Genomic DNA, 21343 nt, shown 5'->3' on the forward strand with positions numbered 1-21343 from the left:
AATTTTTTGCCTTTGTATGAAATTACGCAGCTAAGTAATTCCACGAGAATTCATACTTTACTGATGTGAATAGTATAAGTGTGAGGACTATTTGTAAAGTAAATCTTAAATAGGGTGCATTATAGCTTCAGCCTAACGCATCATTATATTTGGCGGTGCGTTAGGCGCTTTTATGACTTCTCGCGACACAAATTAGCTGAAAATGTGCGCCTAACACGCCACTACAATTTATTTTTACTTTATAAATAACCTCTGAAAATAATTTTGTTTCTGCTGATAGTTAAAACCCTTGTGGATAAATGACGCTAGCCCATGTAAGCTAGAAACAATCTTGGGGGTAGGAAGAATGACTAATTAATATATCTTTACAAAAAGTTTAGTTAACGGCAAATGTTTGCTGACATCGTTGTAATGATTACGACTCAGCAAAAAACCTGTTTGCTTATATCCATGGCTGTAAGTGCGGATGAAAGGACTTGAACCTTCACTCCTTTCGGAACTAGAACCTAAATCTAGCGCGTCTGCCAATTTCGCCACATCCGCATCAGTTTAATATCATAACACAAGAAATTGAAAATTTGTCCAATGAATCAAATTATTTATAAGGCAAGCATCAACCTACCTACGACTACTTACATAATTGCCACACGCGGCAGACGATGCTTAAACCCACAAAGAATTTCCCAAGAAATGGTGTTTAGCTCGTTTGCCCAATCGTCTGCAGAAATTTTTTCTTGACCTTGTTGTCCAAGCAAGGTAACAACTTCACCTTCTTGTAAATCGGGTATGGTGCTGACATCCGCCATCAGTTGATCCATGGTAATTGTGCCAATCTGCTGTAGACGCTGACCGCGAATTAATACCTGCATTTTGTTAGAAAGACTCCGAGGGACACCATCAGCATAACCAATACCCACAACAGCAAGCCGTAATTCTCGCGGGGCTATAAATTGGTGCCCATAGCTGACACCAGTACCAGGCGCAATTGTTTTGACTTGGGTGACTCGTGCTTTGAGTTGTAAAACTGGCTGCAGGTTGATTGTATTCTGTAGGTGAGCTGCGGGATAAAGTCCATAAACAGCTAAACCCACACGCACAATGTCGTAGTGTAGTTGCGCGTCTGCGAGGGTAGCAGCCGTGTTTGCCAAGTGTAGACAAGGGAGTTTCATTCCTAGTGCTTTGATTTGAGCGATCGCTAACTCAAATCGTCTATGCTGTTCTTTCATTATTGTTGTGTCAGCACTATCTGCTGTTGCCAAGTGAGAATAAATACTGGCAATTGTCAGATTTGGTAAGCCCTGGACTAATTGGACAAACTCCGCCGCTTGTTCCCAGTTAGTCCCCAATCTGGACATTCCCGTATCCAGCTTGATATGTACGGAGATGGGAGTATTAAACCCAATTGTTTGCAAAGTTTTGGCAAATACTAAAGCTTGTTTAGGGCTACAGAGCGTTGGTTGCAATTGCCATTGGGCGATCGCTTGAATTTGCTCCGGTGTATGAGTTGCTCCTAAAATCAGAACCGGCGCCTGAATCCCTCCTTCACGCAATTGTATTCCCTCCGGCACAGTCGCCACACCTAACCAACTAGCTCCTGATTGCAGTGCTGTTTGTGCGACTGTTACCGCCCCATGTCCGTAAGCGTCAGCTTTGACTACCGCCATCAATTGAGTCCGGGGTGATAACGAACCCGCTAACTGTTGTACATTATGCGACAAGGCAGCTAAATCTATCTCTACCCAAGCTCGTTGAGAGAACCAAGCATAAGTATCACATTCTTGATGAGCAGTAATACCAGGGATTTGCTTGCTACTTAACATTTTTACTGACTCCTATGACGCCGCCGATCAACCTCTTTGATGATTTATTCCCAATCTCATCAGCTCAATGAGATTAATCTCGAAGTTTACCGTTCATCGGGGAATTGATACAAGCTATTCGACTTCAATATTTGCCTAGCCTCGCTGAGTTAACAAAACTTGACGATATTCAGTCTCAGCATTTGGGCTAATTATGTTGGCGGTATCGTTTAATTTCCTCTTCCAACTAGAGTATTTTTGTGTTAATATATGTAAAACTAATACCTTGAGCGCTGATCAATGGGTAAGGTTTTAGTCCTGAACGCCTCTTACGAACCGCTCAATATCACGAGCTGGCGTCGCGCCGCGGTTCTTCTAATCAAAGGCAAAGCAGAGCGTGTAGAACATAACGGCAAATTCTTGTACTCGGAATTTCCCTTGCCAACGGTAATCCGATTACGCCACTATGTCCGCGTTCCCTACAAAGAAATTCCCCTCACTCGCCGAAATATATTGCATCGTGATGGTCATACTTGTCAATACTGTGGCTACACAGGAGATGAATTGACCCTTGATCATGTGATACCGCGATCGCGTGGCGGGGGCGATACCTGGGAGAATATTGTCACTGCTTGCGTGCGCTGCAATGTGAAAAAAGGCAGCCGCACCCCCCACGAAGCCCACATGCCTTTGCGCCATCAACCGCGTCAACCTTACAGCAGTCTTTATTTTGAGGTCAGTAAACACCTCAAGAGTGGACTCCACCAAGAGTGGCAAAAATATGTCATAGGACTTTAAGTTTAAATACTCCAGCTAAAGTATGATATATAAATCAGCATCTACCGTTAGCAGATGCAAATCTATCAATACCTAGCTATTGTGTCGTTGTCAAAACATGGCAATGGCATCTCTATGCACCCATTCATGCCTTGACTCCACTACACTATCTGTGCATGTAAAGTTTGCAGTACATCTTTGAAGCAAGCAAAGATGTGACTAATATTTTTAGCCGTGCTCTGGCAGATCACGCCACCTAATAGCTCGCACTTAACTTTACATGAAATTAACGTGAAAATCCAGGACTATTCAATAGATTTTGGAAAAAGTCAGCTAAACCATGCTTGCCTGAGAAAATTAGACTAACAGACACAGTGCCAAGGTTCTATATTTTTGCGAAGATCATAATGTGTGGTGGAATCAGTAACCTGCTGGTTGTAATATTTCTTAAAAAAATTATCAAACCACACATTTATCAACCCGTTTCATATGCAATTGAATTCCTCCTTGACGCAGTTTGAGAGTTTGTCATTGACCACAGAGCCAAACCCAGAAGACCCGGAAATAGACAAAGAGCCAGTTGATCTGACACTAACTAGACCTTCCTTACCACCATCAACAAATGGAGAAGGAAGTATATATATAGTTCAGCGTGGTAATTCCCTGATTTCTCAGAAATCAGAAGAACTACAAAAAACTCTTTTAGCACACCGACACGATCGCCAGCTCATCATTCTGCAAGATTTTCCTGATCCTGACGCCTTATCTTGTGCTTGGGCGTACCAGTTAATTGCTCAACAATACGATATTAAATGTGAAACTATTTATGCTGGTACCTTAAGCCACCAGGAAAATATTGCATTAGTCAAGCTGACTAATTTGCCGGCTCAACGCTGGACGCTGCAAACTTTGAAAAGCAAAGATCTATCATCATATCAAGGTTTTGTCCTCATTGATAACCAGGGAACTACGAGTCAGCTATTATCATCTGTGCAACAAGCTGGAATACCGCTGGTAGTAGTCATTGATCACCACAGCTTACAGTCGGAACTCAAATCAGAATTTGTTGATGTCCGTCCTTATGTGCGAGCGACAGCAACTATTTTTACACAGTACCTGCAAGCGGGTTTACTGACCCTAGATAGCAGCATTAATCAACATGTTAAATGTGCTACGGCTTTGATGCACGGCTTGCGATCGGATACAAATAGACTGATGCAAGCGCAAGAAGAAGATTTTATGGCTGCTGCTTACCTCAGTCGATTTTATGACGCCCAACTGCTAAACGCAATTTTACAGGCGAATCGCTCCAAGCGAGTAATGGATGTTATTGAGCGGGCACTGAAAAACCGCATCGTGCAAAATAACTTTTCCATTGCTGGTGTTGGTTACATCCGCTACGATGACCGCGACGCCATTCCCCAAGCCGCTGATTTTCTAGTTACGGAAGAAAACGTGCATACTGCCGTAGTTTACGGTATTGTTCATGACGAAGATGATGAATTAGAAGTAGTCATCGGCTCCTTGAGAACTACTAAACTCACTTTAGACCCCGACGAATTCATTAAAGAAGCTTTTGGACAAGATAGCAGCGGGCGGTTCTTTGGTGGAGGACGAACAAGTGCAGGAGGCTTTGAAGTCCCAATGGGATTTTTGTCTGGAGGCAACGAAAATTCTGCTTATGCAAAAATGAAGTGGGAAGTTTTCGACGCTCAAATTAAGCAAAAATTGTTGAGATTGGTTAACCCCAGAGATAATCCGATTCAGTCGGAGTAAGCTAGGGAGAAAATTACAAATATCTAGATAGCCTAAGTAGGGTGGACAATCCCCACCCTACTGAAATAGTCGTTTTGTTGGGCAATGCCCACTATTTTGCATCAAAAATATGCAATTATTGAATCACCTCCTGGGCCAATAGAGTTTGATTTGATCAATGATAGTGTTATTGGGGTGTAGCATAATTGCCAAAAGTTAGCTAATAGCACTGCTTGGGTGCGTGGTGTTAGAGAGTTGTAATGGAACTATATTTAATTCGTCATGGCATAGCTGAAGACAAAGCACTTAATATTCAAGATGAGTTGCGATCGCTCACTAAGGAAGGAAGACAAAAAACTCAGAAAGTAGCCCAACGACTAGTTGAGCTAGATTTACACTTTGACTTGGTTGTCACCAGTCCCTTAGTCAGATCCCGCGAAACAGCAGAAATACTCATAGCGTCTGGCGTCAGTTCTCAGCTAGAAGAATCTCTTCACTTAACTCCTGATGGTAATATCCATAATTGGGTTACAGATTGGTTGGAACCAAGAAATTATGCCCCTGACACCCAACTTGCTTTAGTGGGCCATGAACCCAATTTGAGCCAGTGGGCAGAAATTTTGGTTTGGGGAGAGGTGAAAGAAAGTATAGTCTTGAAAAAAGCAGGTATGATCGGAATAAAACTACCAGAAATTGGCTCTCCTCTGGGTCGTAGTCAAATGTTTTGGTTGACACCACCAAAGTACTTAGTCTAACGGTTTTTCAACAGTTGCGACAAAACTTAGGTGACAACTTTTACTGTAGTGGCAAGCGCAATTTCTGGTAAGTTAGCGTCAGCAAATCTTTCAAAAAGCAGATGGTGTTGCCATGTCAGTGTGCGAATACAAGCCCGGTTTGGAAGGCATTCCCGCTGCCCAATCCAGTATCAGCTATGTTGACGGGCAAAAGGGAATATTAGAATATCGTGGTATCCAGATTGAAGAACTAGCAGCGAAAAGTACATTTTTGGAAACTGCTTATCTTCTCATCTGGGGTGAACTGCCAAGCAATGAAGAACTGGAAGCGTTTGAAAATGAAGTTCGTTTCCACAGACGAATTAAATACCGCATCCGAGACATGATGAAATGCTTTCCTGAAAGCGGTCATCCCATGGATGCTCTACAAGCTTCAGCCGCAGCACTGGGTTTGTTTTATTCACTTCGAGACTTACATAATCCTGCCTATATTCGGGATTCAGTTGTGCGGTTGATAGCAACCATTCCTACTATGGTAGCGGCTTTCCAGTTGATGCGAAAAGGTAATGATCCTGTACGGCCGCGCGACGACTTGGACTACTCCGCCAACTTTCTTTACATGCTGAATGAGAAAGAACCAGATCCTTTGGCGGCGAAGATTTTTGACATCTGCTTGATATTACATGTCGAGCACACGATGAACGCTTCCACCTTCAGTGCTAGGGTGACAGCTTCTACTCTGACTGACCCTTACGCCGTGGTCGCTAGCGCCGTGGGCACATTGGGAGGTCCACTGCATGGTGGAGCCAACGAAGAAGTGATTCAGATGCTAGAAGCCATCGGCTCTGTAGAAAACGTGCGCCCCTACGTGGAGGATCTTCTCCAACGCAAAGCGAAGATTATGGGCTTTGGACACCGTGTTTACAAAGTCAAAGACCCCAGAGCCACAATTTTACAAAATTTAGCAGAGCAGCTATTTGCTAAGTTTGGGCAAGACAAATACTATGACATCGCCCAAGAGATGGAACGGGTGGTAGCAGAGAAACTAGCTGACAAAGGCATTTATCCCAATGTTGACTTTTATTCTGGTTTAGTGTACAGGAAAATGGGAATTCCTACAGACTTGTTTACACCAATATTTGCGATCGCCCGCGTTGCAGGTTGGTTAGCACACTGGAAAGAACAACTGGAAGAAAACCGGATTTTCCGTCCCACACAAATTTACAACGGTCGGCATCAAGTTTCCTACATTCCCATCGACCAACGTTAACTCAAAGTTTGATAATTTAGCTATGCCAAGGAATCAGGGTGAAATCAACATCTGTTGCTTTCCTTGGCAGATCCTAATCCAAAGCATAAGTAGAACTTGTAGTCTGTCTGCGGAGGTCAAAAACCATCCAAGGATATACTAGGCATGGGAATTGGCAAATTATCTTCTGTCAAGCATCATCATCAAAAAATCAAGGATGAAGACCAAAAGCTGTTCGCCCTCGATGTTCTCGCAGGGTGGGCTGAAATTTTATACTTCACACTTGAGTTGACTTAAAGAGCACCAAACATGAATTCAGGAATTGACCTCCAAGGAACTTTTATTGAATCCGTTAAGGATTTAGGACTATCAGCAGAGGTAGCCAAGGCTATTTGGATGCCTCTGCCGATGATACTGATGCTCATTGGGGCAACAGTGGGGGTATTAGTTGCTACTTGGCTAGAGCGGAAAATTTCCGCAGCCGCACAGCAGCGGATTGGGCCGGAATATCAAGGGCCTTTCGGGTTGCTAGTGCCTGTGGCAGACGGTCTGAAACTAATTTTCAAAGAAGATATCGTCCCAGCCAAGTCAGACCCGTGGCTATTTACCCTCGGCCCCATTATTGTCGTTATTCCAGTGTTTCTGTCGTTTTTGATTGTGCCATTCGGACAGAACATCGTGATTACAAATGTGAGCATGGGGGTTTTCTTATGGATTGCCCTGTCTAGCATTCAGCCTATCGGCTTGTTGATGGCTGGTTACGCATCTAATAATAAATACTCCCTGTTAGGGGGTTTGCGGGCAGCAGCACAGTCGATTAGTTATGAAATTCCCTTGGCGCTGAGTGTATTAGCCATCGCTCTAATGTCTAACAGCCTGAGTACCGTTGACATCGTTAACCAGCAATCTGGATATGGTATCCTGGGCTGGAATATTTGGCGACAACCAGTTGGTTTCCTGATTTTTTGGATAGCAGCTCTGGCAGAATGCGAACGCTTACCCTTTGACCTACCAGAAGCAGAAGAAGAATTAGTCGCAGGTTATCAAACAGAATACGCAGGTATGAAATTCGGTCTTTTCTACCTCGGTTCCTATGTTAACTTGATTCTCTCTAGTTTACTGGTAGCAATTTTATACTTGGGTGGTTGGGATTTCCCCATCCCCATTAGCCTGATTGCTAATTTGCTTGGTGTCAGCGAAGCAAATCCCGTCTTGCAGGTAGTAGCCGCTTCTCTGGGTATCATCATGACCGTACTCAAAGGCTATTTACTAGTATTCGTCGCTATTCTGTTGCGCTGGACTGTGCCACGGGTAAGGATTGACCAATTACTAGATTTAGGATGGAAGTTCTTACTACCAGTCGCTTTGGTTAATCTGTTATTAACCGCAGCCTTGAAGCTAGCCTTTCCCGTCGCCTTTGGTGGATAAACCAATTTTAGATTTTAGATTTTGGATTGTGTCTGAAATCTAAAATTTAAAATCCAAAATCCAAAATTGAAGAGAGAGTAAAACACAATGCTAAAGTTCCTTAAGCAAGTTGGTAATTACGCCAAAGAAGCGATACAAGCAGGTCGTTACATTGGTCAAGGACTATCTGTAACTTTCGACCATATGGGACGCCGCCCCATCACTGTACAGTATCCCTACGAAAAACTGATTCCTGGCGAAAGATTTCGGGGTAGGATTCACTTTGAATTTGATAAGTGCATCGCTTGTGAAGTCTGTGTTCGCGTTTGTCCCATCAATCTACCTGTAGTCGATTGGGAATTCGACAAAGCCAGTAAAAAGAAAAAACTCAACCACTACAGCATTGATTTCGGAGTTTGTATCTTCTGCGGTAACTGTGTGGAATATTGCCCAACTAACTGTTTATCCATGACAGAAGAATATGAGCTTTCGACCTACGATCGCCACGAATTAAACTACGATAACGTGGCTTTAGGTCGTCTACCATACAAAGTCACCAACGACCCGATGGTGACACCACTGCGTGAACTAGTTTATCTACCCAAGGGCGTTTTAGAACCCCACGGCTTACCCGTCGATGCACCCCGGGCCGGTTCGCGTCCAGAAGACCTAGTAGAACAAACAAGTCAACAGTAAACAAACTGATAATCGATAACTGATCAGAGGACAAAAAACAGTGAATCTAGCAGAAGGAGTACAGGTCGTTTCATTTGGCATACTGGCTGTGATGATGATTGGGGCAGCACTAGGTGTAGTACTGTCAGCCAGTATTGTTTATTCTGCCTTTTTGCTGGGGGGTGTATTCATTAGCATCGCCGGTTTATATCTACTACTAAATGGCGACTTCGTAGCAGCAGCACAAGTCTTAGTTTATGTTGGCGCAGTCAACGTCCTGATTTTGTTTGCCATTATGTTGGTTAACAAGCGTCAGAGTTTTGTACCTTTTCCCAGTGCTTGGCTGCGGAAAATCTTAACAGCTGTAGTCAGTCTGGGGTTATTTGGCCTTTTGAGTACGATGGTTTTAGCAACGCCTTGGGCATACTCTGCTACCCCTGTAGTTACTGAAAGTTCCATTATTTTGATTGGTCAGCATTTATTTAGTGACTTCCTACTGCCTTTTGAGTTAGTTTCTGTTTTGTTGCTGATGGCGATGGTGGGAGCGATTATTTTGGCACGTCGGGAGTATTTGCCAGATTCCCTATCTTCCTCGCAAACCGTTTTGACTTTGCCAGAACGCCCTAGAGAATTAGTATCAGCAAACATTGAGTCAAACGAGTAATCTTTGCAACTCCATCTCAGCCCATAAAGGGTCTTTTTTCAGTAGTAATACCAAAACTAATGCAACTTCAGTACTTTTTATTACTTGCCGCAGCCTTGTTTTGTATCGGCATCTATGGTTTGATTACCAGCCGCAACGCCGTGCGGGTGCTGATGTCTATTGAGTTGCTTCTCAATGCTGTTAATCTGAATTTAATGGCATTTTCCAACTTCCTCGACTCAACATTAATTAAGGGTCAGGTTTTCACAGTTTTTGTGATCACCGTGGCCGCAGCCGAGGCGGCGGTGGGTTTAGCGATCGTGCTTGCCATCTATCGCAACCGTGATACCGTCGATATGGAGCAGTTTAATCTCCTGAAGTGGTAATGGCACGTGCAACTCAAGCAGGTAATTATTGCTTATAAAGCGCGAGATGCCCAGAGTAAACGCTGGGCTGAACTCTGTGCTAAACAGTTAGAAAATCGCCACTGTCATGTGTTGATGGGGCCTAGCGGGCCGAAAGATAACCCTTACCCGGTGTTTTTGGCTTCAGCAGTTCAACCAATCGACTTGGCTTTGGTACTTGGTGGTGACGGCACGGTTTTAACTGGCGCCAGACACTTAGCCCCAGCTGGTATCCCCATTCTCGGAGTGAATGTGGGAGGACATCTGGGGTTTTTAACTGAGTCAGTTGAAGAGTTTCAGGATACGGAAAAAGTTTGGGATCGGCTGTTTGAAGATCGTTATGCTGTACAACGACGCATGATGTTACAAGCAGCAGTGTTTGAGGGTCATCGCACTAATTTAGAACCAGTGACGGAACGCTATCTGGCTTTAAATGAAATGTGTGTTAAACCTGCTTCCGCTGATCGCATGATCACTTCTATTCTAGAAATGGAAATTGACGGTGAGGTGGTTGATCAATATGTGGGGGATGGGCTAATTGTCGCTACTCCCACTGGCTCTACAGGTTACACTGTTTCCGCCAATGGCCCCATTATGCATGATGGGATGGAAGCGATTACCATCACTCCTATTTGTCCGATGAGTCTTTCGAGTCGTCCTCTGGTCTTACCTCCTGGTTCTGTTGTCAGCATTTGGCCTTTGGGTGATTATGACTTGAGTACCAAACTGTGGACAGACGGGGTGTTAGCAACCTCGATTTGGCCAGGACACCGAGTTGATGTGCGGATGGCTGATTGTCGAGCTAAATTTATTATTTTGCGGGAGAACAATTCCTATTATCAGACACTACGGGAGAAGTTACTTTGGGCTGGTACTAGGGTTCGCTACAGTAACAATCACCGGAATTGATTAACTCTCAGTATTTAGTGGTTAATGTTTGTCAGTTTTTCAGCTTAATCGCTTTGACTACAGAGAATCTGCAAACATAAAATCATACAAGCCCACGGATTTAACCGTGGGCTTTTTGCCTCTGCAACGAGAAACGCTATAACGGGACTTAAACAGATTAGATAAAAATTTTGTATCTTATTGCCAGATTTTTTGAAAAATCTTATTCATAATAAATCAACTCCCATTCTTCTCATCATCTCTGAAATAGTTAGTTTCATCAAGTATCAATTTTAGTAGGAGCTTTTCGTAAATCTCATGAGGAAGACAGATGGAAATTTCTTCCGGCAACATCAATTATCCACTAAGTTTTGCTTTGTTAAAAACAAATTTTCCAGTCCTGCAAAATAAAAACTATATTTTACAGCTAGCCTCAACTCAAGAAGAATTAGAATCAGTTTTGCGTTTGCGTTTTCAAGTTTTTAATCTAGAACTTGGCTTAGGATTTTCTAATTCTCATCACACTCAAATGGATAGAGACAAATTTGATGCAGTTTGTCATCATTTAATGCTCATATCTAAATTAACGGGTCAAACAATTGGCACTTACAGGATGCAAAGCTATGCAATGGCTTCTCAAGGATTGGGGTTTGATGCTGCTGATATGTTTAATTTAAATAATATTCCTAATTCTGTACTACAGGCGTCAGTGGAAGTTGGGCGAGCTTGCATAGCTAAGGAATATCGCAATAGTCAAGCACTTTTATTGCTGTGGGAAGGGCTTGCAAATTATCTGATATGCAGTAAAAGTAAATATTTTTTTGGTTGTGCATCATTGCTAACACAACATCCTTGGCAAGCTACTTGTGCTTATCACTATTTTCGGCAAAATAACTTGATGCATCCCACTATTTTAGTTCATCCACATGCCGGATATGCTTTAGAAATTCATCAAAATTGTCCAGATTCTTGTCATGTCAATCTACCGAATATTATGCAAGCCTATTTAAATATAGGAGCCAAAATATGTAGTTTACCAGCGCTAGACCAGCAATTTCAAACTATTGATTTTTTAACTATATCCAATATTGAAGAATTTGCTAGATGGCATTCACATATTTGTGAATAGCATACAATGGTACATTTCGTCGAGGTTAGGGGCTAGGAATTAGGGGCTAGGGACTAGCTCATTTAAATGGGATTTGATGAGCAAATAAATTTTATTTATGAGAAATTTTCATGGGAATAATATCTAGTTTTTTATTAAATAAAACTCGCGGTTTGAGCAAAATTTTAAATAGTAATAACAGTGAAATCGGCTCGCTAGGGACTTGATGGCGTCTCCATTGTCCCGGACGACAAAACAACATTTCGATTAGTTGACGATATTGATTTAAGCTGATTGAGGTAAACTTGATGCGTAATGTGGGAGATTTATTATCAAAATTACTGCGGACAACTTCTCCGGTTAGTTGTAAATTTTCTTCTAAAATTTCTAAACAGACTGGTTGATTTTTGGATATGGACATATGAACATTTTGGGTTAGAGTAACCTCTGCACCAATTTCCGAAATCATTGTAGTGATACCAGATAAAGTCTCTTCTTCAACTTTTAATTGCACCGTTTTTCGCCACTCGAACCATTCATAAGTATTTGGTTTAGGAGCATCTATTAAAATCACCAAAGCAATCGTAATCATGAGCAGATTATAACCGCTCCACAGCCAACTTAAGTTCATACCTGTAACATACTGAGTAGTTGTTACCCAAGAGACTTTAACTATACACCAACATAAACTCTGCCATAAACTTATAGCAGTAGCGATGAATAAAATAATTAAAGGTAACGCTAGATGCCAATTATATTGATAACGATGACTGACAATACCTTTGGGTGTAACTTTAAAGCTTTTTCCAAAAGGATTTAACATCACTTGTACAACATTAATAATTAAAGGAAAGCTCATAAATAAAGAATAAATATCTGATAAAAAATATGAGCGAGAACGCTGATTTAACCAAGTATAAAGTACCAAATTAAAGGCATACAAAGGTAACAAAAAATATAAAATTTCTTTTAGTGTTATTTGAATGGGTATTACACCTAAAAATACATATACTAAAGGCATCAGCAGAAAATAAATTTGACAAAAACTAGCTAATAGATGATGAAATATTCCTTCTAGATGAGCTAGTCTTTGCACAAAATTAAGTCCAGGAATTGTGAAAGGATTAGATTGGATAAAAAATGCTTGGAGTGTACCCTGTGACCATCTTAAGCGTTGAAACACATAAGCTGCTATGTTTTCTGCTGCTAGACCAGCACTTAATTTTTCATTTAAATAAATGACCTCGTAACCTTGAGCAGATAAAGTAATTCCTGTAAAGTAATCTTCACTTAAAGACTCAGTTACAAAACCACCAATTTCTTCTATAGCACTTCTGCGGACAACAAAGGAAGTACCTGCACAAACTACGCTACCTGCTGCGTCAAGAATTGGCTGAGTATATCTATAAAAAACTTCTTCATCGGGAGTGAGAATATTTTCTAATCCCAAATTACGTGCTATGGGGTCAGCATTATAAAAGCTTTGGGGTGTCTGTACTAAGGCAATTTTATCATCTTGAAAAAAACCAACGGTGCGAGTGAGAAAGTTTTTAGTGGGAATAAAATCTGCATCAAAAACTACTATTAAATCTCCGTTGGTTTGGGCGATCGCATGATTTAAGTTTCCAGCTTTAGCATGTAAATTGCTAGGGCGCGTTATATATTCACAACCTAATTCTTTAGTCAAATATTGAATTTCCGGACGCCTAGTGTCATCAAGAACATAAATTTTTTTATGAGCGTAATCTAAGGCTTGACAACCAATAATGGTGCGTCGCAAAATCGCGGCTGATTCATCATAAGTTGGTATGAAAATATCAATATATGGATGAAAATTGCCATCAATTACAGCTAATGATTTTATGTCGGCTTCTCGGTGACGATTTTTTAAACGAAATATGAGAAGTAACGGAATAATATTTTTTAATAACATCAATATTTCTAGACAAAATAACCCCAGACTAAACACCCCAGTCAATGGATCTGCAAGATTGAGGGTTGAAAGCGATCGCCACAGCACATACCGCAAAGTGAGAATAATTAAAATTCCCGCCACAAGGCGTTGCGACCATATACGAGGTTGAGGCGAAATTTTCATCACTACAAACGCGGTGAATAAAAGTCCCGCAGTTGGTATTAGCAGATATTCGTGAGCCAGATTAGGCACTTTTACCCACGACGGCGGATCAGCCTGTAAAGCGTCTATCTGAGCAAAAATTGCACTAATTGTGGCTTCACCAACAAACCATCCTATAATAATCGCGGTGAATAAGGCGACGCTCCCAAATAAAATTAGCGTTGCTGTGCGTAACTGGAAAATTCCTTGTTTAATAGGGGTTTGAGAAGTGCTAAACCTCGATTTTGATGCCTTAATTTTATGCTTTCGCATCTGAAACCATCCTAAAAAAGTTTTTTACCTGTTTATTGTGGCGTAATTTTTACAAATTGTTAAGCTAAATAAAACTGAGCAATTTATTTTTAATAAAATTTTTATAATGTGTATTATTATACAAATAATCAAATAATAAATAGTTGCCTTAAATGAAAATTTTTTAAAAACCAGAGTAGTAAATTTTTAACTAATTCTCAGCCTAAATTAATCTCATTTTTTATAAAAAGCTATAAATTCTAATAACAGACTAATTTCCAGGCATCAAAACTATGAAAATCCAGCATTTAGCCACTTTAGGAATAATTGCCGTTATTAGCCTCGGATGTACACAAAATACTATCTCCCAAGAGACAGAAACTCAGACACCCTCTGCAGCGACTACAACTATTCCAGTTGCAAACGCTAGTCAATTTAAAGCTGGGGAACATCCTATTCAAGGAAAAGTTAGTGTTATTACTCAACAAGGAAAACGCTATCTACAGTTTGATAAAAATTTTAAAACTAGTGATGGCCCCGATGTGTACGTGATTCTCCATCGTGCAGATGCACCTCCTACTTATGGTATTAAAGAAAAAGATTATGTTAGTCTTGCCAAATTACAAAAAACTAGCGGTGCTCAACTTTATACTTTACCTAATAATGTGAATTTAGCAGATTTTAAATCTGTAGCAATATGGTGTCGTCAATTTAACGCAACCTTTGGCTATGCTGTTTTATAGAGTTAATTAGACGTGGTGGTTTTGTTTTTTATTTTCCTGTTATTGAATAAGGTACTATATGCAGATAGCTGATTTTTTGGGACTGGTGCATCCGGCGATCGCAGTTATTTTTGTCTTCCCGATCATTGGCATTGTAGTTAATTTTGCTTGGCAAACACGTCAACGTCGTCTACAAAATTTATCAGGAGGGAAAAGTAAAATTCCCCCGATAGTGGGAACGGAACATAGAAAATTAGGAGAGTGGCTAACAGGTGCAGTTGTCGGCGTAACTTTGATTGGATTAGCTTATGCTATTGGTAAAAATATAATTAAGAATCAGTTATGGAATAAAGCACCTTTTCAGGTTATTTTCATTATTTTATTATTTATAAGTACTATTAGCTGTTTAGTGTTTTTATATCAGGCTAAACAAGCTAAATGGCGAGGAATTCTAGCAACATTAACTGGTATCGGTGTAGTAGTTCTTTGGTGTCAGGATGGAGTTTATCGCCGCAGCAATGAATGGTATTGGTCGCACTACTATATAGGTATTGGTGTAACATTACTGATGATTTTTTCCCTAACAATTATTCAAGATATTTATCAGGATAAATCACAACGCTGGCGACTAATTCATACAATTTTAAATTGCATTGCCTTATTACTATTTATCGGACAAGGATTAACAGGAACAAGAGATTTATTAGAAATTACCTTAAGTTGGCAAGAACCTTTTATATATCAATGTGATTTTGTCAAACAAATCTGCCAAACACCAAACTCTCAACCACAAAAGTGAATCAAATTAGAAAAATTTGGCCAAAAATTGATTTATTTTCATTACGAGTACGTTTAACAATTGGTATTGCTGCAGTTTCAGCTTTAGGGTTAAGTAGCTTTGCTATTTGGACAAGCTGGAAAATGCAGCAAATGCTGATTGATGGTCATAAAGATAAAACTGCACAAATCGCTAATCGCTTACCGCGTGATTTACAACTTTATAGTCAAGTGATGTCACCAGAAGCTGGATTGGAAAAAGCAATTGGTGATTTTAAAAATACAAATACATTTGTCTGGATCAGAAATTCAGAAAATAAAATTGTCATCAAATCTACTAATTGGAATCAATTATCTGACTCCATAGAGACTGAATTAATGTCTCTAACCGAGATGTCCAACAAACCCGAAATAGGTAAAATTAATCACCGATACTTTGTTTTATGTGGTCGTTATTTACAAATTCAAGGAAAGACTATCGGAAAATTATTTGTTGTTCAAGATGTTACCTATGAACAGATGATGTTTTTGGCAATGGTGCAGAGTTTAGCGATTGGTAGTATTTTGACAATTATTGTAATTTCTGTAGCGATCGCATTTTATATCAAGCGTGCTCTCCAGCCCCTGCTCCAACTTAGCCAAATGACAGAAGTTATTTCTGCAGCCGATTTACCAGAAGCGAAAATATATATTGAGAAAGCACCTACCGAAGTTAAAGAATTAGCTCAAACCTTTAACATGATGTTATCTCGTCTTTCTCAATCCTGGGAGCAAGAGCGACAGTTTGTCAGTAATGTTTCCCATGAATTACGCACACCATTAACAATCGTACATGGTTATTTACAAAGTGTATTACGGCGGCAAAATAATTTAACTCCCACCCAACAAGAAGCCTTAGAAACAGCTGCATCAGAAGCAGAACGCACCATCCGCCTTTTACAAGATTTACTAGATTTAGCAAGAGCAGATAGCGGTTATTTACAATTCACCATGAAAACCTGCGTGTTGAATGACTTGATTGTAGAAGTTGTCAGCATGGCACAAAAATATAGCGATCGCATAATTATGATTGATTTAATCGCTAAATCTGTTGAGGTCAGAGCCGATTATAGCCGTCTGCAACAAGTACTTCTAAATTTAATTGATAATGCTGTGAAATATTCTGACGCTGACACAGCCATCACCATCAAATTAATTCAGCAAAATGAAGAAGCAATCATTCAAGTTTGCGATCATGGTTATGGAATACCTCTACAACACCAATCGCGGATTTTTGAGCGATTTTATCGGGTAGATGAAGCCCGTACCACCTCCAAAGGCGGTTGTGGTTTAGGTTTATCAATTGTTAAAACTATTGTTGAAAGTATGGGAGGTGGTGTGACTGTGCGCTCAAAATTGGGTGAAGGTAGTACATTTACAATTAATTTACCTGCTTCATTAAATTGTTCATAAATAAAAAACCGGGTAGAGATTGCGATCTCGCTGACAATCTCTACCCGAAGGTTGCTGGTTTAGGAACGTTAGGAAAGAACTCTATAGTTAAAATTATTTACCGTGATTCGGTACCTTGATTGGGGCTACCGGCTACAGAGTCTTCTCCTGGTGCTTCTGGTGTTGCGGTTGGTTTAGCATTACTTTTCTCAGCAGCGCCGGTTTTGCGGATGCTTTCATCGAGGGGAGTTTGATAACCACCAGAGCCGGTGACTGTAGAATCTTGATTGTCAGATTTTTGTTTTTGTTCGGACATAACTATTAACTCCTGTTATTTTATCTAGCCCACATTCTAAGAGACTAATAGCGGCAATTTTATCTATCTAAAATCTGGTTCTAGCTAATTTCTCTATCTGTCCGCAGCATTATTTAGTAGCAACGCATGTATGCTATGGAGAATGCTAAAAGCAGCAGATGCGGAGTTAAAAATTTAGATTAAAAATTTTCATCATTCATATTTCATGCAACACAGCAACTTATCCCTACCAGCTGAATGTGTTCTCCGCAAAGCTACCTCTACAGACCAGTGGTCGATTCGGTGGTTGGTGTTTTCAGCGAAACTCGACCCAACTCAATTACGCTGGTCACAATTTTGGGTCATTGAATGTCAAGGAAAGTTAGCAGCTTGCGGACAACTACGCAACTTTTCCGGGCTACAGGAACTGGGTAGCTTGGTAGTCGCACCAGCTTGGAGGGGTCGCGGTTTAGCTACTTTTCTCACGCAACATTTAATTAATACAGCTACACAACCTCTTTATTTGGAATGTCTCGGTGTACGATTAGCGGAGTTTTACACTCGCTTTGGTTTCGTGTCAGTTTCCTTTCCAGACCTCCCACCATCGCTAAAACCTAAGTTTGGCTTGTCTCAATTAGCTAAAAAGTTGATCAGAGTTCCTGTTGTGTTTATGCAGTACCAACAAAGTTAAACATTTCAATTAAAGCCCTTCTAAGGGTACTCCTAAAAAGCGAGCTAACTCTGCGCCTTGACGTTCCAATTCTGTGACTGCTAAGGGTTGACCCACTCTAGTTAGAGGAATATCCCGTCGTCCTTTCACACGTAGATAGATAGCGCGTACAGGGTTTAAACCTTCTTTCAAAACTATACGCACAGATTGCACATCTTGTATGTTACTGTCAATCTCAATGCGACGATTTTTTCCAGGAAATCCATTGCGAAAAATTTTAAATGTGCCGGCTTCCCGATTGAATTCGTTATAACCGCCGCCCACATCCCATAAAATCACCAACCACAGGTACAGACCTAAAAGCAACCCAGCCGTACCATATAATCCCATCACCAACCCTTGAGGGACGAATACTAGTTGAGTTGGGTCGGTAACTATGAGTAAATTAACTTTTAGATAGCTGGATAAACCAGCCAACAAAAACCCCGTAGCTCCCAAGGTAACAATACTTGCCCACCAATAGTTGCTGAACCGACGAGAACCGAGAACGTTTTGATGTAGGACTCGTGAAGAAATGCGATCGCCATTGTGCGAATCACCCGTATTAATCGTTGATGCAGTCATTGAACTATCTTGTGCTGTAAGGTGTTCTTTTTGACATACCGCACTGTCCTGAAGGCTCAGTGATTCCTTGACGCTTCACAAAGATTTACTACTGAGGTAGTCTTATCTTTTCTCCACGTCCGTTTAAAGTCTCCCAATGCCCTATGGCGACTAATCCAGATTTTACCAAAGTCTGAAGGATGAAGTCGGAAATAAAGAAACTTGTACAGTGAGCTTTTGAGCGTTAGTAGATCCCCATGCTCCATTGCCATTTGTTGAGATTTCTGAGAAAACTTGTGTCAGATTGTAAAAATTCTGATATTCATATTATTAATATAGCTTCGTGTTGAATACCCAGTTCACTAGCGTGGAATGGGCAAAAACACGAACCAATGTGATAAGTTAAGAATCATTAAGTTACCAAAAGCTAGATTCTTAGCTCATGGTACGGGTAACGGCATAGCCATGAGAAGCCCTGACTAACTAGGCAGCCAGCTCTCAGAATCTTAGTAGCGTCAAAGCCTACAAGATTGCCAAACACACGTTAATTCCTCGAAAAAACGTTGCAATTTTAGTAAAAAGAGGATTTTAGTTCGATGACCATCGCAATTGGACGTGCGCCCAGTAGAGGGTGGTTTGACGTTCTCGACGACTGGTTAAAGCGCGATCGCTTCGTGTTCGTAGGCTGGTCAGGGATACTGCTATTCCCCTGCGCCTACCTAGCACTAGGCGGTTGGCTAACCGGCACAACCTTCGTCACCTCCTGGTACACCCACGGATTAGCATCATCCTACCTAGAAGGATGTAACTTCATCACCGTAGCCGTATCCACACCAGCAGATAGCCTCGGACACTCACTGTTGCTACTGTGGGGGCCAGAAGCGCAAGGAGACTTGACCCGGTGGTTCCAACTCGGAGGACTATGGGCATTTGTGGCACTACACGGAGCCTTCGCACTGATCGGCTTCATGTTGCGTCAATTTGAAATCGCACGGCTAGTAGGCATCAGACCATACAACGCCCTAGCGTTTTCCGCACCCATCGCCGTATTTGTCAGCGTCTTCTTGTTGTACCCCTTGGGACAATCCTCATGGTTCTTTGCACCAAGCTTCGGTGTTGCTGGTATTTTCCGGTTCATCCTGTTTGTGCAAGGATTCCATAACTTCACCCTCAACCCCTTCCACATGATGGGTGTAGCTGGAGTATTAGGTGGAGCGCTGTTGTGCGCCATTCACGGTGCGACAGTAGAAAACACCTTGTTTGAAGACGGCGAATCATCCAACACCTTCAAAGCCTTTAACCCCACCCAATCAGAAGAAACCTACTCGATGGTGACAGCAAACCGATTCTGGTCACAGATCTTCGGGATTGCTTTCTCCAACAAGCGCTGGTTACACTTCTTCATGTTGTTTGTACCCGTGACCGGCTTGTGGATGGCGGCTGTAGGCATTGTCGGTTTGGCATTGAACCTCCGCGCTTATGACTTCGTTTCCCAGGAATTACGGGCAGCGGAAGACCCAGAGTTTGAAACTTTCTATACCAAAAACATTTTGCTGAATGAGGGTATCCGTGCTTGGATGGCTCCTCAAGATCAGCCCCACGAACAATTTGTATTCCCTGAGGAGGTATTGCCTCGTGGTAACGCTCTCTAATAGAACATCTGTAATGGGCGCTGGGCGCGACCAAGACTCAAGCGGTTTTGCTTGGTGGTCTGGTAACGCTCGTTTGATAAATTTATCAGGTAAACTGCTCGGTGCTCACGTTGCTCACGCTGGCTTGATTGTCTTCTGGGCTGGAGCGATGACTTTGTTTGAAGTCGCTCACTTTATCCCTGAAAAGCCGATGTATGAGCAGGGTATTATCCTGCTATCTCACCTCGCCGCTCAAGGCTGGGGTGTTGGCCCTGGTGGTGAAGTTGTTGACACCTTTCCCTACTTTGTTATCGGTGTACTTCACCTGATTTCCTCAGCCGTGCTGGGTTTTGGCGGTATCTATCATGCCATCCGTGGCCCAGAAACCTTAGAAGAATATTCTTCTTTCTTTGGTTACGACTGGAAAGACAAAAACAAGATGACCAACATCATCGGTTTCCACCTGATCATCCTCGGATGTGGTGCGTTGTTGTTGGTGCTCAAAGCAATGTTCTTTGGTGGTTTGTATGACACCTGGGCACCCGGTGGTGGTGATGTGCGTGTGATTACAAATCCAACACTGAACCCAGCAGTAATCTTTGGTTATCTGATCAAGTCTCCCTTCGGCGGCGAAGGCTGGATTGTCAGCGTCGATAACTTGGAAGATGTGGTCGGCGGTCACATCTGGATTGCCTTTATCTGTATCGCTGGCGGTATTTGGCATATCTTCACCAAGCCTTTTGCTTGGTCACGTCGTGCATCCATCTGGTCTGGAGAAGCTTACCTCTCCTACAGTTTGGGCGCGCTCTCTCTCATGGGCTTCATTGCTTCCATTTTTGTTTGGTACAACAACACTGTTTACCCAAGCGAATTCTTTGGCCCCACAGGCCCAGAAGCTTCTCAGGCGCAAGCTCTGACCTTCTTAATCCGTGACCAACGGTTGGGTGCTAACGTCGGTTCTGCACAAGGCCCCACAGGTCTAGGTAAATACTTGATGCGCTCTCCCACTGGTGAAATCATCTTCGGTGGTGAAACCATGCGCTTCTGGGATTTCCGTGGCCCTTGGTTAGAGCCTCTACGTGGCCCCAACGGTCTTGATTTGGAAAAAATCAAGAATGACATTCAGCCTTGGCAAGCTCGCCGTGCTGCTGAATATATGACACATGCTCCTCTGGGTTCTTTGAACTCTGTAGGTGGCGTGGCTACAGAAATCAACTCCTTTAACTACGTATCTCCTCGTGCGTGGTTGGCTTGTTCTCACTTCGTTTTAGGTTTCTTCTTCCTCATCGGTCACTTGTGGCACGCGGGACGCGCCCGTGCTGCTGCTGGTGGTTTTGAGAAGGGTATTGACCGTGAGAATGAACCAGCAATGAGCATGACTGAACTCGACTAGAGTTGAGAATTTCT

General features: G+C 41.9%; 22 protein-coding genes and 1 tRNA gene. 18 read left to right on the forward strand and 5 right to left on the reverse strand.

Annotated features, from left to right (window positions below):
* Positions 1 to 461: 461 nt before the first annotated feature.
* Both MIC7126_RS0108775 and alr read right to left on the reverse strand, forming a co-directional pair.
* Positions 462 to 543 (reverse strand) — tRNA-Leu (locus MIC7126_RS0108775).
* Positions 544 to 632: 89 nt separating this feature from the next.
* The gene (alr, locus tag MIC7126_RS0108780; RefSeq protein WP_017652769.1) at positions 633 to 1820 is read right to left on the reverse strand and encodes an alanine racemase; all 1188 of its coding nucleotides are present in this window, start codon (positions 1818 to 1820) and stop codon (positions 633 to 635) included.
* A gap of 279 nt (positions 1821 to 2099) precedes the next feature.
* Here alr and MIC7126_RS0108785 point away from each other — a divergent pair, with 279 nt between their 5' ends.
* From MIC7126_RS0108785 to MIC7126_RS0108840, 12 genes are all read left to right on the forward strand, one after another.
* Positions 2100 to 2597 (forward strand): HNH endonuclease, encoded by a 498-nt coding sequence (locus tag MIC7126_RS0108785; protein ID WP_017652770.1) that lies wholly within the window; start codon positions 2100 to 2102, stop codon positions 2595 to 2597.
* 164 nt (positions 2598 to 2761) lie between these two features.
* Positions 2762 to 2836 (forward strand): hypothetical protein, encoded by a 75-nt coding sequence (locus MIC7126_RS32420; RefSeq protein WP_420795564.1) that lies wholly within the window; start codon positions 2762 to 2764, stop codon positions 2834 to 2836.
* 229 nt (positions 2837 to 3065) lie between these two features.
* The gene (locus MIC7126_RS0108790; RefSeq protein ID WP_017652771.1) at positions 3066 to 4352 is read left to right on the forward strand and encodes a DHH family phosphoesterase; all 1287 of its coding nucleotides are present in this window, start codon (positions 3066 to 3068) and stop codon (positions 4350 to 4352) included.
* A 239-nt stretch (positions 4353 to 4591) separates the two neighbouring features.
* On the forward strand, positions 4592 to 5086 hold the full coding sequence (gene sixA / locus MIC7126_RS0108800; protein WP_017652773.1) for a phosphohistidine phosphatase SixA: 495 nt from the start codon (positions 4592 to 4594) through the stop codon (positions 5084 to 5086).
* A 112-nt stretch (positions 5087 to 5198) separates the two neighbouring features.
* Complete coding sequence (locus tag MIC7126_RS0108805; RefSeq protein ID WP_017652774.1) at positions 5199 to 6335, forward strand: citrate synthase; 1137 nt, start codon at positions 5199 to 5201, stop codon at positions 6333 to 6335.
* A 144-nt stretch (positions 6336 to 6479) separates the two neighbouring features.
* A complete protein-coding gene (locus MIC7126_RS32230) occupies positions 6480 to 6611 on the forward strand; it encodes a hypothetical protein (RefSeq protein ID WP_017652775.1) in 132 nt (43 codons plus the stop codon).
* A 12-nt stretch (positions 6612 to 6623) separates the two neighbouring features.
* The gene (gene nuoH, locus MIC7126_RS0108815; protein WP_017652776.1) at positions 6624 to 7742 is read left to right on the forward strand and encodes an NADH-quinone oxidoreductase subunit NuoH; all 1119 of its coding nucleotides are present in this window, start codon (positions 6624 to 6626) and stop codon (positions 7740 to 7742) included.
* A gap of 87 nt (positions 7743 to 7829) precedes the next feature.
* Entirely contained in the window at positions 7830 to 8417 is a 588-nt protein-coding gene (ndhI, locus tag MIC7126_RS0108820; RefSeq protein WP_017652777.1) for an NAD(P)H-quinone oxidoreductase subunit I, read from the forward strand.
* 40 nt (positions 8418 to 8457) lie between these two features.
* Positions 8458 to 9060 (forward strand): NADH-quinone oxidoreductase subunit J, encoded by a 603-nt coding sequence (locus MIC7126_RS0108825; protein WP_017652778.1) that lies wholly within the window; start codon positions 8458 to 8460, stop codon positions 9058 to 9060.
* 59 nt (positions 9061 to 9119) lie between these two features.
* On the forward strand, positions 9120 to 9425 hold the full coding sequence (nuoK, locus tag MIC7126_RS0108830) for an NADH-quinone oxidoreductase subunit NuoK (protein WP_006199065.1): 306 nt from the start codon (positions 9120 to 9122) through the stop codon (positions 9423 to 9425).
* A 6-nt stretch (positions 9426 to 9431) separates the two neighbouring features.
* On the forward strand, positions 9432 to 10352 hold the full coding sequence (locus tag MIC7126_RS0108835; RefSeq protein WP_017652779.1) for an NAD(+) kinase: 921 nt from the start codon (positions 9432 to 9434) through the stop codon (positions 10350 to 10352).
* Between the two features lie 310 nt (positions 10353 to 10662).
* Positions 10663 to 11460, forward strand: a complete 798-nt coding sequence (locus MIC7126_RS0108840; protein WP_017652780.1) for a GNAT family N-acetyltransferase — start codon at positions 10663 to 10665, stop codon at positions 11458 to 11460.
* Between the two features lie 91 nt (positions 11461 to 11551).
* On the opposite strand, the gene MIC7126_RS0108845 is transcribed toward MIC7126_RS0108840, so the two are convergent.
* Positions 11552 to 13828, reverse strand: a complete 2277-nt coding sequence (locus MIC7126_RS0108845; protein WP_017652781.1) for a glycosyltransferase — start codon at positions 13826 to 13828, stop codon at positions 11552 to 11554.
* 272 nt (positions 13829 to 14100) lie between these two features.
* Here MIC7126_RS0108845 and MIC7126_RS0108850 point away from each other — a divergent pair, with 272 nt between their 5' ends.
* Genes MIC7126_RS0108850 through MIC7126_RS0108860 form a run of 3 tightly spaced genes read left to right on the forward strand, consistent with a single transcriptional unit; the run spans position 14101 to position 16758 of the window.
* Positions 14101 to 14550 (forward strand): DM13 domain-containing protein, encoded by a 450-nt coding sequence (locus MIC7126_RS0108850; RefSeq protein ID WP_017652782.1) that lies wholly within the window; start codon positions 14101 to 14103, stop codon positions 14548 to 14550.
* A 58-nt stretch (positions 14551 to 14608) separates the two neighbouring features.
* Entirely contained in the window at positions 14609 to 15328 is a 720-nt protein-coding gene (locus MIC7126_RS0108855) for a DUF4079 domain-containing protein (protein WP_017652783.1), read from the forward strand.
* Positions 15325 to 16758 carry a sensor histidine kinase gene (locus tag MIC7126_RS0108860; protein ID WP_017652784.1) on the forward strand — a complete coding sequence of 478 codons (1434 nt, stop codon included), beginning with the start codon at positions 15325 to 15327 and terminating at the stop codon, positions 16756 to 16758. Before MIC7126_RS0108855 ends, MIC7126_RS0108860 begins: the two co-directional genes overlap by 4 nt.
* Positions 16759 to 16855: 97 nt before the next feature.
* On the opposite strand, the gene MIC7126_RS0108865 is transcribed toward MIC7126_RS0108860, so the two are convergent.
* Positions 16856 to 17053 (reverse strand): hypothetical protein, encoded by a 198-nt coding sequence (locus tag MIC7126_RS0108865; RefSeq protein WP_017652785.1) that lies wholly within the window; start codon positions 17051 to 17053, stop codon positions 16856 to 16858.
* Between the two features lie 205 nt (positions 17054 to 17258).
* On the opposite strand from MIC7126_RS0108865, the gene MIC7126_RS0108870 reads away from it, so the two are divergent.
* Positions 17259 to 17723: a GNAT family N-acetyltransferase gene (locus tag MIC7126_RS0108870; protein WP_017652786.1), complete on the forward strand. Its 465-nt coding sequence runs from the start codon at positions 17259 to 17261 to the stop codon at positions 17721 to 17723.
* Positions 17724 to 17732: 9 nt separating this feature from the next.
* Here the strand turns inward: MIC7126_RS0108870 and MIC7126_RS0108875 are convergent, their stop codons facing one another.
* A complete protein-coding gene (locus MIC7126_RS0108875) occupies positions 17733 to 18326 on the reverse strand; it encodes a photosystem I assembly protein Ycf4 (protein ID WP_017652787.1) in 594 nt (197 codons plus the stop codon).
* A 575-nt stretch (positions 18327 to 18901) separates the two neighbouring features.
* Between MIC7126_RS0108875 and psbD the strand changes: the two genes are divergently transcribed.
* Entirely contained in the window at positions 18902 to 19957 is a 1056-nt protein-coding gene (psbD, locus tag MIC7126_RS0108880; protein ID WP_017651818.1) for a photosystem II D2 protein (photosystem q(a) protein), read from the forward strand.
* Positions 19941 to 21329 carry a photosystem II reaction center protein CP43 gene (gene psbC, locus MIC7126_RS0108885; RefSeq protein ID WP_026100124.1) on the forward strand — a complete coding sequence of 463 codons (1389 nt, stop codon included), beginning with the start codon at positions 19941 to 19943 and terminating at the stop codon, positions 21327 to 21329. Before psbD ends, psbC begins: the two co-directional genes overlap by 17 nt.
* The last annotated feature ends 14 nt before the right edge of the window (positions 21330 to 21343 follow it).

Origin of the sequence: Fortiea contorta PCC 7126 (assembly GCF_000332295.1) — a bacterium.
GTDB lineage: Bacteria > Cyanobacteriota > Cyanobacteriia > Cyanobacteriales > Nostocaceae > Fortiea > Fortiea contorta.